Here is an 11,063-nt window from a genome sequence, read left to right as displayed (position 1 = left end):
AGCGCGCCGACGGGCCCGATTCCGCTCGCAACGTAGGCCACCCGACGGACGGCTGTACAGATCCCTGGTGCGCCGCCGGCCTCGGCGTCTGACCTATCTTGGCCTGCATGCAGGCATACACGATCGGCCAGGCCGCACGGCTGCTCGGCGTCAGTCCGGACACCGCGCGACGGTGGGCGGACGCGGGGCGGGTGGCGACCCATCGGGACGAGGGCGGCAGGCGGCTCATCGACGGGAAGGACCTGGCCGCCTTCTCGGTGGAGCTGGCCAAGGGCGGCGGCGAGGAGGACGCCTCCTACACCTCGGTCCGCAACGCCTTCCCCGGCATCGTCACCGCGATCAAGCTGGGTGACGTGGCGGCCCAGGTGGAGATCCAGGCCGGACCGCACCGGCTGGTGTCGCTGCTGACCCGGGAGGCCGTGGAGGAGCTGGGGCTGGAGGTCGGGATGGAGGCCACCGCCCGCGTGAAGTCGACGAACGTGCACATCGACCGGGTCTGAGGCTGGCAGGCGGGCAGGCGGGCAGGCGGGGGCGGCCTGTCCCTGCACGTCCCGGAACAGCACTCCCGTACAAACGCACATGCCACGCCTGTCGCCGGATGATCCCGCTCATGCAATGCGACAAGAGACTTTCACCTCGCACTTGCGGCACTATCATCGGCGTATGCACACCTACCGGGCGTGGCCAGGGGCGCTGGACCCTGGCCGAGTCCGTTCAGGCCCAGAGGGAGTGGACCCGTGATGACCCGTTCCGTGCGCCGGACCCGCCGGATGCTGAAGGTGACCGGCGCAGGTGCCGCCGCCCTGCTCGCCCTGAGCGCCTGCTCGTCCTCCGACTCGGACTCCTCCGCCGACTCGGACTCGGCCGCGTCGGCCTCCGCCTCGGACAAGCTGTCCGGCGAGGTGATCGTCTTCGCCGCGGCGTCCCTGAAGGAGAGCTTCACGACACTGGGCGAGCAGTTCGAGAAGGAGCACCCGGGTACGAAGGTGACCTTCAGCTTCGGCGGCAGCGACGCCCTCGCCGCGAGCATCACCGGCGGTGCGCCCGCGGATGTCTTCGCCTCCGCCAGCCCCAAGACAATGAAGATCGTCACGGATGCCGGGGACGCTTCGGGCACGCCCGCGACCTTCGTCCGCAACCAGCTGGAGATCGCCACCCTGCCGGGCAACCCCGGCAAGGTCGCTTCCCTGAAGGACCTCACCAAGTCGGATCTGAAGGTCGTGCTGTGCGACAAGACGGTGCCGTGCGGTGCCGCCGCCCAGAAGGCCCTGGACGCGAGCAAGCTGAAGCTCACGCCGGTCTCCTACGAGGAGGACGTCAAGTCCGCCCTCAACAAGGTGGTGTTGAAGGAGGCCGACGCGGCCGTCGTCTACAAGACCGATGTGAAGGCGGCGGGTGAGAAGGTGGAGGGCGTGGAGTTCCCGGAGTCGGCCGACGCCATCAACGACTACCCGATCACCCTGCTCAAGGAGTCGCGGAACACCGAGGCGGCCAAGGCGTTCATGGCGCTGGTGCGGTCGCCCGAGGGCCAGAAGGTCCTGACCGGAGCAGGGTTCCTCCAGCCGTGACCTCCTCGTCCTCCCCGGGCAAGGCCGGCGCCGCGGACACCCTGACCGGTGGCCCGCGGCGCCGCCGCGTGCGAGGGGACGGCCGACGCGGCCCGCGCGGCCGCGGCGGCGCCCCCTTGCCGCTGCTCGTGCCCGCGCTGATCGGCCTGGCCTTCCTGGTCCTCCCGCTCGTCGCCCTGTTGATCCGCGCCCCCTGGCGCAGCATGCCCGATCTGCTGACCAGTTCGGAGGTGTGGCAGGCGCTCCAGCTGTCGCTGGTCTGCGCCACCGCCGCCACCGCGGTGAGCCTGGTGATCGGGGTGCCGCTGGCCTGGCTGCTGGCCCGGGTCGAGTTCCCGGGCCGCGGAATCGTCCGGGCCCTGGTCACCCTGCCGCTCGTCCTGCCGCCGGTCGTCGGCGGTGTGGCGCTGCTGATGGCGCTGGGCCGCAACGGGGTCGTGGGCCGGTGGCTGGACGACTGGTTCGGGGTGACGCTGCCCTTCACGACGGCGGGCGTGGTGGTGGCGGAGGCGTTCGTGGCGATGCCGTTCCTCGTCATCAGCGTGGAGGGCACCCTCCGAGCCGCCGATCCGCGCTACGAGGAGGCCGCCACGACCTTGGGCGCGTCGCGCTTCACGGCGTTCCGCCGGGTCACTCTGCCGCTCATCGCGCCCGGTATCGCGGCCGGCGCCGTCCTCGCCTGGGCGCGGGCGCTCGGCGAGTTCGGCGCGACGATCACCTTCGCCGGGAACTTCCCGGGCCGTACCCAGACCATGCCGCTCGCCGTCTACCTCGCCCTCCAGAACGACCCGGAGGCGGCGATCGCCCTCAGCCTGGTGCTGCTCGCCGTGTCGGTCGCGGTGCTGGCCGGGTTGCGTGACCGATGGATGACCGCCTCATGACCGACCTGGAGAGAATCACCACCGATCACCCGGTCCCGGCCGGTGCGGGGCTCGACGCCCGCCTCGTGGTGGAGCGCGGCTCGTTCCGCCTCGACGTGGCGCTGGGCGCGGCGCCGGGTGACGTGGTGGCGCTCCTCGGCCCGAACGGCGCGGGCAAGACGACCGCCCTGCGGGCCCTCGCCGGTCTCGTCCCGCTGTCCGGCGGCCATCTCCGGCTGGACGGCGAGGACTTGGACCGTACGCGACCGGAGTCGCGTCCGGTCGGCGTGGTCTTCCAGGACTACCTGCTCTTCCCGCACCTCACCGCTCTGGACAACGTGGCCTTCGGGCCGCGCTGCCACGGCGTCGGCAAGGCGGAGGCCCGGGCCCAGGCCGCCGGGTGGCTGGAGCGGATGGGTCTCGCCGACCACGCCGGGAGCAAGCCCCGCAAGCTGTCCGGCGGTCAGGCCCAGCGCGTCGCCCTCGCCCGGGCCCTTGCCACCCACCCGCGCCTGCTGCTCCTCGACGAACCGCTCGCCGCGCTCGACGCCCGGACCCGCCTCGACGTGCGCGCCCAGCTCCGGCACCATCTGGCCGACTTCGAGGCGGTCGCGGTACTCGTCACACACGACCCGCTGGACGCGATGGTGCTGGCCGACCGGCTGGTCGTCGTCGAGGACGGCCACGTCGTCCAGGAGGGCACACCGGCCGACATCGCCCGCCGTCCACGCACCGACTACATCGCACACCTGGTCGGTCTGAACCTCTACCGGGGCGAGGCCGACGGGCACACGGTCCGTGTCGACGGCGGTCCCGCGATCACGACCACCGAGGACCTCACCGGCCCGGTCTTCGTCGCCTTCCCGCCCGGCGCGGTCACCCTGCACCGCGATCACCCCACCGGCTCCAGCGCCCGCAACCTCTGGCGCTGCGAGGTGGCCGGTCTGGAGACCCACGGCGACCAGATCCGCGCGGACCTGACCGGCGAACTGCCCCTGGCCGCCGACCTCACGACCATCGCCGCCGCCGAACTCGATCTCCACCCCGGAGCCACGGTGTGGGCGACGGTCAAGGCGGCCCAGACGCACGCGTACCCCGCCTGAGGCCGAGTTGCGAGGGACCCTCGGGGTCTCGCCTCGCGGTTGCGACGGGGTTCCCGCGGGGAGGGACTCCGCCCGATTACGGTGGGCCTCACAGCACCCCCAAAGCGGGCAAATCGCCGCCACACTCTCACCTGCGAGGCGTACGACCATGACCCTGACCATCCGCAACCAGATCCCCGGCACCGTCACCTCCGTCACCCAGGGGGAGGCGATGGCGACGGTCAGGGTCCGCCTCGACGGCGGCCAGGACGTCACCGCCGCCGTCACACTCGACGCCGTCAAGGACCTGGGCCTCGCGGAGGGGTCTGCCGTACGCACCCTGATCAAGGCCACGGAGGTCTCGCTGGCGACCGGCCCGGTGCAGGGCCTGTCCATCCGCAACCAGCTGCCCGGCACCGTGCGCGAGGTCGCTGCGGGCGCCGCCATGGCCTCGGTCAAGGTCTCGGTCGACGGCGGCGAGGTGACCGCCGCGATCACTCAGGACGCGGTGGCCGATCTCGGACTGGCGGCGGGCTCCGCGGTCACCGTGCTGTTCAAGTCGACGGAGGTCTCGCTCGCCACCGTGTGAGACCGAGGCTCGCCACCGTGTGAGCGGGCGCGCTCGCCTCACCGAGTACGCCTCGGCTCATGTCGGGGAAGGACCCTTGGGTGCGCCGCCCTCGCCCAGCGCCCCTCGCCGCGCTCATCCGCCGGTCGACGCCAGCCACTTCTCGCCGCCGACGGGGAACTCGTACGCCGGCCGGCCGTTGTTGCCGCTCGTGCGGAACGGCCTGCCGCCGTCGTCGACGACCAGCGTGCCCTTCCGGCCGCCGCTCGACCACGCCAGCTCCAGATACCAGCTCACGTCGTACGCCGACGCGTCGGCCGTGATCTTCAGGACCTCCGGTTCCGACTCGCTGACCTTGAACGGGAAGTCCCGCTGTCCGGCCCCGGCCTCGACGCTGGGCCGCGCCGCATCCAGCGCGACGGTGAAGGGCCGGGTCGGCACATCTCCCCCGCAGCCGACACCCATGACGTAGTCGTTCCAGTTCAGGGGCCTGTCCTTGCCGACCACACGGACCTTCAGACTGTCCAGGACCACCGTCTCCCGGCCCGTTCCCTGGACGGTCACCGTCACCAACTGCTCCCCGGCCGACACGGCCTTGTAGGCCCCGACCCAGGCCGGCGCGTCCTGTTCCACCGGGGGCGGGCCGACCTCGGTCTCGGGCCGGTCGATCAAGTAGTGCTGGGAGCACGGGTGTTCCCAGGTGAACGGACCGCTGTTGACGGTGAGCGGAGGCCCGGCGTCCGACTCGTCGGCCGTGCCGGCCCCGCCGTCGGCGGTGCTCCTCGCTGAAGGGGCCGAGCGGGACGGGGAGTTCTTCCCGTCGGGTTCGGCGCTCTTGGAAGGGGACTTGGGCCCGGTCCGCGTCGGCTGGGCCGTGGCTTCCTTCGACGCGGCGGCACCGACGGGGCTGCGCCGGTCCTCGTCGCCTCGCGCCCCGCCCGAAGGGAGGTTCACGGCCAGCGCGACGGCACCGAGAACGACGGCCACCCCCACGGCGGCCATGACGGCGGTACGGCGACGGGGGCGGCGGGCGGTGACGGGGCGCTTGGGAGGCGCGGGCGACTCGGCGGGGCCGGAGGTCTCGGCAGGGACGGACTCGGCGTTCGTCTCGACTCCGGCTTCGGCCTCGGCCTCGGGTGGGGTGGCCGGGACCGCGCCGTCTTCGGGGAGGGCCACCGCGCCTTCCGGAGCGGTCACCCCCGCCGCCCTCTGCCCCCGCATCGCGTCCGCCCGCACCCACCGCCGGTGCAGCTCCACGAGTTCGTCCGGCGTGGCCTTGCACAGCCGGGCCAGCCGTTCCACGGGCGCGTAGTCGGTGGGGACGGCGTCCCCGTTGCAGTACCGGTGCAACGTCGAGGTACTCATGTGCAAGCGTTTGCCGAGGACTCCGTAACTGAGTCCCGAGCGGTCCTTCAACTGTCGCAGCAGCGCCGCGAAATCGGCTGCCGCAGTGCCTTCCGACACCGTTCCTCCATCCCCCGTGTCCCGTTCCCCCGTTCCAGGGGACGGACATAGCGCCAGGTCAGACGTGTTCCAGCCGTTCCAGTGTCCCTGATCGTCCGCCGGGGATGGCGGCCGGGACAGGAACCGGATCAAGCTCTGGTCATCCAAGCACGCCGCTCCCGGCAACCGGTCGAGCGGATGCCTCAATCCCTTTGCACGGACAAGGAATCAGCCATGCGCACCTTCCGCCACGCCCGCCTTCTCGCCGCCACCGGAGCGGCCCTCACGGCCCTCGCCCTCACCGCGTGCCAGAACGGCTCCGGCACCCGTGACGAGGGCGCGGCCGCGTCCGAGTCGGCGACAGCGAGCGCGAACGTGTCGAAGCCCGGGCAGGACCAGGCGTCGCAGCAGACGGGCCAGAACAGCGGGTCGGGACAGTCTTCGGACAAGTCCGTTCAGCCGGGCGAGTCGGCGCCGAAGAACACCACCGGCAACGCCGGTCAGGCTGCCGGGAGCGAGGGCGGCGACGCCCCGCAGGACCTGGCCGTCTGCAACGGGTCCAACACGAAGACCACGGCCCAGCCGGTCCCCCGCCCGCTGAACCACATGCTGCTCACGGTCACCAACACCGGCTCGAAGCCGTGCGCCCTGATGTACTACCCGGTGCTCCGCTTCGACGAGATGCAGTGGGTGCCGCAGGCGATCGACGGCACCAAGCCGCAGGCCGTGCCGACGCTGGAGCCGGGTGCGTCGGGCTATGCGGGCGTCCTGCTCAGCGCGGCCGACGGCAGCGGCACGGGCGGCGACACCGGCCGTGAGCTGACCGTCGCCTTCCAGGGCCGGACCCCGAACAGCGACGGCGGCCCGTCGGCCAAGCCCTCCCTGCCCGCCAAGGGCGTCCACTACGACAGCGCCCTGAGCGTCACCTACTGGCAGTCGGACGCGGAGACGGCTCTCAACTGAGCCCGGCTGTACGTATCTCCACGTACGGCCCCTGGAGTGGTTCGCGCGCCCGGCAGGCCGGGCGCGCGTCGCCCGCGTGAGGGCGGGCGGACGCAGTAGCGTCGGTCGCGGGCAGCCGCCCCGGAAAGGAGCCACGATGGAACCCACCGGCATCACGGCCAACCTCCACGTCCCGGACATCACGGCCGCACGCGACTTCTACCTGGGCTACCTCGGCCTGAGCGACGAGGCCATGAACCTCGGCTGGGTCGCCCGCTACCAGTCACCCGACGGGCGGGCGCAGATCCAGCTGGTGACCCGCGACGCGACGGCCCCGGAACTGGCCGCCGTCTCGGTCCGGGTCGGGACGGGCGTCGACGCGGCGTACGCCGAGGCGCTGCGGCTCGGATACGAGATCGTGCACCCGCTCACCGACGAACCGTGGGGTCTGCGGCGCTTCCACGTCCGCGCCCCCGACGGGAACGTCCTCAACATCGTCAGCCATCGGGACGACTGAGGGGCGTGGCGGGTCAGGTGCGGGGCTCGTGCGTCGCCGCGAACTCGTCCGCGCCCGCCAGGTCGAAGTCGCCGTGGTCGCTGCCGAGCCCCTGCGCGACCAGTGCCGCCGCCGCGCAGCCGAGGACGGCGGAGTCGTACGGCGTGCGGCCCAGCCCCATGCCGCGCACGAAGCCGGCCGAGAACGCATCGCCGCAACCGGTCGTGTCCACCACGTCGATCGCGAAGGCGGGCACCTTCCGGGTGCCGTCCGGGGTCACCAGCAGCGCTCCTTCGCCGCCCAGCGTGACCGCCACCAGACCGGCGCCGGCCGCGAGGAGTTTCCGCGCGCCTGCCACCAGGTCCGTCTCGCCGGTGAATCCGATGACCTGGTCGTCGTTGGGCAGCATGTGGTCGATGTACGGCAGCGCGGACTCGATCTGTTCGAAGCCGCCGAGGACGCCTGGTGCGAGCAGGTCCACCGAAGTGGTGACGCCGTGCTCCCTGGCGTACGACAGGATGCGGGTGGCGGTGTCGACGCCGATCAGTTCGGGGCCGCCGAGGTGGAGGTGGGTCGCGTCGGCGATCGTCTCCCAGGGCACGTCCTCGGGGCCGTAGGTGATGTTGGCGCCGAGGAGGTGGAGCGAGGGGCGGTCGCCGTTGGGGCGGATGGGCAGGACGCTCGCGGAGGTCGCCGTGTCCGTGCGGCGGACGAGGTGGGTGGTGTCGATGCCGGCCGCGCCGAGCAGTTGGACCAGCAGGTCACCGGTGGGGTCGGATCCGATGGCCCCCGCGCTGTGCACCGAGGCTCCGAGCTTGGCGAGGGTGAGCGCGGTGCCGCCGGCCGTCCCGGCCGCGGTCATCCGGATGTCCTCGACCAGGGTCGCGCCCTGGCCCTCGGGTATGGCCTCCACCGGCCGCACGAGTACGTCCAGCACATGCACGCCCAGCGTGACGACCTTCATCGCTTTCCCTCCTGGACGGGTGGTACGGGGTGAGTGGTGCCGTAGTCGCGGGCGAGCGCGGCCTCGATGACCGCGAGTTGCTGGTGTTCGTCGAGGACGCGGGGTGTGCCGAGGGCGGCGGCGTGCTGGTAGACGCCGCACGCCCACTCCAGCAGCAGCGCGTGTTCCACGGCCTTGTCCAGCGTCGGAGCGTGCGTGAGCGCGCCATGGCTGGCCATCAGTGCGGCGCTACGGCCTTCCAGTGCCGTCAGCACGGACTCGGCGAGCTCGGGTGTGCCGAAGGTGGCGTAGGGCGCCACCCGTACCGAGCCGCCCAGCGCCAGCAACTGGTAATGAACGCAGGGTAGTTCGTCGAGCACGCAGGACAGCGCGGTCGCCATCGGCGCGTGGGTGTGGACGACCGCGCCCGCGCCGTAGCGGTGGTAGACGCCGAGGTGCAGGTCGAGTTCGGAGGTGGGCCGATACGTCCCGGCCACCACGTTTCCATCGAGGTCGACCACGCTCACCTGGTCGGCGGTGAGTTCGGCCAGCACGGCTCCGGTGGCCGTGACGGCGACCCGGTCCTGCACGCGCACGCTGACGTTCCCGGCCGTTCCGATGAGCAGCCCCTCGGCCCCCAGCCGACGGCACGCCTCGGCCACGGCCGTACGCTCCTGACCCAGCACCGAGCTTGAGCCTGTCATGTTCGCGACGCTAGCCTAAACCTGAAACAAAGTCACGTTCACTTTCGGAGGCCGCATCCATGGGCGACCCGACCCCGGAGCCCGACCACACCTGGCAGGTCCCCCTGCGCCGCACTCCGCAACAGGCCCGCAGCAAGGCCCGGTTGGCCCGGGTCCTCCAGGCCGCGGAACGTGTCCTGGTCCGCGAGGGTGCGCAGGCCCTGACGACGACCCGGATCGCGGCGGAGGCCAAGGTCTCGGTCGGGTCGCTGTACCAGTACCTGCCCGACCGGGACGCCATCATCGACGCTCTGGCGGCCGGCTACCTGGCTCGGCTGGAGGCCACGATGGACGACCTGGTCCGCGCGGCGGCGGCCGAGCGATGGGACGACCCCGTGGACGTGCTCATCGACACCTACGCCGGGATCTACCGTACCGAACACGGCTTCCGGGCCCTGTGGTTCGGCAGCAGTCTCACCGACCAGACGCGCGCGGCCGACCGCGAGCACAAACGCCGTATGGCGGACGGGATCCGGCGCGTCCTGCTCGCGCTCGGCGTCGGCCGCGACGACGAGGCGCTGGCCCGCGCCTGCCACGCCGCGATCCTCGCCGCCGACGCCCTGGCCCAGGAGGCGTTCCGCCGGGACCCCGAAGGCGATCCCGGGCTCCTCGGCGAGGCCAAGCTCATGCTGCGCGGGTACCTCGCCGCCATCGCCGCCCGCTCTCACTGATGTCGGGGCCCCGGCGCGACGAATCGGGACTCTGCCATGCTGTCGTGGTGCTGCAACCCACACCTGTCACACCGGACGCGCCCGCCGGCATACGCATGCCCCTGCTCACCCAGGAGTGGCTCGACCTCGCCTTCATCCACTGGGCCGTGGAACCGGACGTCGTGGCCGGGCTGCTGCCCACCGGGACGGTTCCGGACACACACGACGGTCTCACCTACGTCGGCCTGGTCGCGTTCCGGATGCATCGGGTCGGCTGGCTGCGGCTGCCCGGGGTGCCGTATCTCGGGACCTTCCCCGAGACCAACGTGCGCCTGTACTCGGTGGACGAGCACGGGCGGCGCGGCGTCGTGTTCCGGTCGATGGACGCCGCACGGCTGATCCCGGTGATGATGGGGCGCGTCGGGTTCCGGTTGCCGTATCTGTGGTCCCGGATGACCGTCCGCACCGAGGGCGACACCGTCACCTACACCAGTTCCCGCCGCTGGCCCGGCCCGCGCGGCGCGTCGAGCCGTATCACCGTACGCACCGGCGAGCGCATCGAGGAGCCGACCGAACTGGAGCACTTCCTCACCGCCCGCTGGGGCATGCACAACGCCTTCTTCGGCGGGCCCACGCCGGTGGCGTACCTGCCCAACCATCACCCCCGCTGGCCGCTGTACCGGGCCGAGCTGCTGACCTGCGAGGAGAACCTGGTCAGCGCGGCCGGGCTGCCCGCTCCCAGCGGCGCGCCGGTGAGCGTCCTGTACTCCCCCGGCGTACCCGTCCGCCTGGGTCGTCCGGCGCGGCCCGCGGGCATCCCCACACCCTGATCCGCGCGCGGGTGTCGAATTCCGGGTCCCGGCGCCGACGTACCGGATGAGGGCTGGGTCGCGCCGCGCGGCCCGGAGGGGCTACGGCCCGACCGGAACGGAGATCGAGATCATGCTGCTCAAGGACAAGGTCGCGGTGGTGTACGGCGCGAGTGGTCCCATCGGCGGGGCCGCGGCGCGCGCTTTCGCCCGCGAGGGAGCGCGGGTCTTCCTCGCGGCGCGCGACTCGGCCGCGCTGGAGAGGCTTGCCGGGGACATTCGTGCCGAGGGCGGCACGGCGGAGGCGTCCGTGGTCGACGCGCGGGACGCGACCGCGGTGGACTCCTTCGTGGACGGGATCGCCGCGAGGACGGGGCGCGTCGACGTCTCGTTCAACGCCATCGGTTACGGGGATGTCCAGAAACCGCTGATGGAGATCTCGGAGGCGGACTTCCTCCAGCCCATCGTGACCGCGACGCGCTCACAGTTCCTGACGACCCGGGCGGCGGCCCGGCACATGATCGCCCGGCGCACGGGAGTGATCCTCTCCTTCGGCGGCGGTGGCCCGCAGACGCTGCCCGGACTCGGCGGTTTCAAGATCGCGCTGGACGCGTTGGAGGGCCTGCGTCGCCAGTGGGCCGTCGACTTGGGTCCGCACGGCATCCGGGTCGTGACGCTGAAGTCCGGCGGCGTGCCGGAGACCCTGCCCGAAGGGTTGCCCGGCCGGGACGCGATCGTCGACAGCCTGGTCGAGGCGACGCAGCTCGGCCGGGGCGCGACCCTCGCGGACGTCGGGGACGTGGCCGCCTTCGTCGCCTCCGACCGGGCGCGCACCCTCACCGCGACGGACGTGAACATCTCCTGCGGCGCCATCGTCGACTAGGGCGCGGGCGACGGGTCAGGGCCGGGAAGGCGAAGGGCCCGGACCGGGGAGGCCGGTCCGGGCCCTGTCGGGACGT

The 11,063-nt window shown here is 72.2% G+C and carries 13 protein-coding genes; 10 read left to right on the top strand and 3 right to left on the bottom strand.

Translation table 11 applies throughout. The features are described from left to right. Positions 1 to 107: 107 nt before the first annotated feature. The 5 genes from ACIQWG_RS05045 (at position 108) to ACIQWG_RS05025 (ending at position 4,099) form a co-directional block, all read left to right on the top strand. Positions 108 to 500, top strand: a complete 393-nt coding sequence (locus ACIQWG_RS05045) for a molybdopterin-binding protein (protein WP_404090273.1) — start codon at positions 108 to 110, stop codon at positions 498 to 500. A 240-nt stretch (positions 501 to 740) separates the two neighbouring features. After that, the gene (gene modA, locus ACIQWG_RS05040) at positions 741 to 1,568 is read left to right on the top strand and encodes a molybdate ABC transporter substrate-binding protein (RefSeq protein WP_404090271.1); all 828 of its coding nucleotides are present in this window, start codon (positions 741 to 743) and stop codon (positions 1,566 to 1,568) included. Beyond that, on the top strand, positions 1,565 to 2,449 hold the full coding sequence (gene modB / locus ACIQWG_RS05035) for a molybdate ABC transporter permease subunit (protein WP_404090269.1): 885 nt from the start codon (positions 1,565 to 1,567) through the stop codon (positions 2,447 to 2,449). Before modA ends, modB begins: the two co-directional genes overlap by 4 nt. Continuing rightward, positions 2,446 to 3,531 carry an ABC transporter ATP-binding protein gene (locus ACIQWG_RS05030; RefSeq protein WP_404090267.1) on the top strand — a complete coding sequence of 362 codons (1,086 nt, stop codon included), beginning with the start codon at positions 2,446 to 2,448 and terminating at the stop codon, positions 3,529 to 3,531. The genes modB and ACIQWG_RS05030 overlap by 4 nt, the downstream gene beginning before the upstream one ends. A gap of 148 nt (positions 3,532 to 3,679) precedes the next feature. Further along, positions 3,680 to 4,099 carry a molybdopterin-binding protein gene (locus ACIQWG_RS05025; protein ID WP_404090265.1) on the top strand — a complete coding sequence of 140 codons (420 nt, stop codon included), beginning with the start codon at positions 3,680 to 3,682 and terminating at the stop codon, positions 4,097 to 4,099. A gap of 114 nt (positions 4,100 to 4,213) precedes the next feature. Here the strand turns inward: ACIQWG_RS05025 and ACIQWG_RS05020 are convergent, their stop codons facing one another. Continuing rightward, positions 4,214 to 5,542, bottom strand: a complete 1,329-nt coding sequence (locus tag ACIQWG_RS05020; protein WP_404090263.1) for a helix-turn-helix domain-containing protein — start codon at positions 5,540 to 5,542, stop codon at positions 4,214 to 4,216. 213 nt (positions 5,543 to 5,755) lie between these two features. Here ACIQWG_RS05020 and ACIQWG_RS05015 point away from each other — a divergent pair, with 213 nt between their 5' ends. Together ACIQWG_RS05015 and ACIQWG_RS05010 are read left to right on the top strand one after the other, a co-directional pair. Continuing rightward, positions 5,756 to 6,484, top strand: coding sequence for a DUF4232 domain-containing protein (locus ACIQWG_RS05015; protein ID WP_404090261.1), 729 nt, complete (start codon positions 5,756 to 5,758; stop codon positions 6,482 to 6,484). A 136-nt stretch (positions 6,485 to 6,620) separates the two neighbouring features. Next, complete coding sequence (locus ACIQWG_RS05010; RefSeq protein WP_404090259.1) at positions 6,621 to 6,980, top strand: VOC family protein; 360 nt, start codon at positions 6,621 to 6,623, stop codon at positions 6,978 to 6,980. 13 nt (positions 6,981 to 6,993) lie between these two features. Here the strand turns inward: ACIQWG_RS05010 and ACIQWG_RS05005 are convergent, their stop codons facing one another. Together ACIQWG_RS05005 and ACIQWG_RS05000 are read right to left on the bottom strand one after the other, a co-directional pair. Continuing rightward, on the bottom strand, positions 6,994 to 7,923 hold the full coding sequence (locus tag ACIQWG_RS05005; RefSeq protein ID WP_404090257.1) for a carbohydrate kinase family protein: 930 nt from the start codon (positions 7,921 to 7,923) through the stop codon (positions 6,994 to 6,996). After that, a complete protein-coding gene (locus ACIQWG_RS05000; RefSeq protein ID WP_404090255.1) occupies positions 7,920 to 8,606 on the bottom strand; it encodes a class II aldolase/adducin family protein in 687 nt (228 codons plus the stop codon). The genes ACIQWG_RS05005 and ACIQWG_RS05000 overlap by 4 nt, the downstream gene beginning before the upstream one ends. 59 nt (positions 8,607 to 8,665) lie before the next feature. On the opposite strand from ACIQWG_RS05000, the gene ACIQWG_RS04995 reads away from it, so the two are divergent. The 3 genes from ACIQWG_RS04995 to ACIQWG_RS04985 all read left to right on the top strand — a co-directional run bounded on the left by ACIQWG_RS04995 (position 8,666) and on the right by ACIQWG_RS04985 (position 10,987). Next, on the top strand, positions 8,666 to 9,316 hold the full coding sequence (locus ACIQWG_RS04995) for a TetR family transcriptional regulator (protein WP_404090253.1): 651 nt from the start codon (positions 8,666 to 8,668) through the stop codon (positions 9,314 to 9,316). A gap of 95 nt (positions 9,317 to 9,411) precedes the next feature. Then, positions 9,412 to 10,125, top strand: coding sequence for a YqjF family protein (locus ACIQWG_RS04990; RefSeq protein WP_404090816.1), 714 nt, complete (start codon positions 9,412 to 9,414; stop codon positions 10,123 to 10,125). 112 nt (positions 10,126 to 10,237) lie between these two features. Continuing rightward, positions 10,238 to 10,987 (top strand): SDR family NAD(P)-dependent oxidoreductase, encoded by a 750-nt coding sequence (locus tag ACIQWG_RS04985; RefSeq protein WP_404090252.1) that lies wholly within the window; start codon positions 10,238 to 10,240, stop codon positions 10,985 to 10,987. Positions 10,988 to 11,063: the final 76 nt, after the last annotated feature.

The organism is Streptomyces sp. NPDC098781 (assembly GCF_044759995.1).
In the GTDB taxonomy this organism is placed as follows: domain Bacteria; phylum Actinomycetota; class Actinomycetes; order Streptomycetales; family Streptomycetaceae; genus Streptomyces.
The sequence above is the reverse complement of the archived record's forward strand: the minus strand, read 5'-3'. Positions and strand labels throughout refer to the sequence as shown.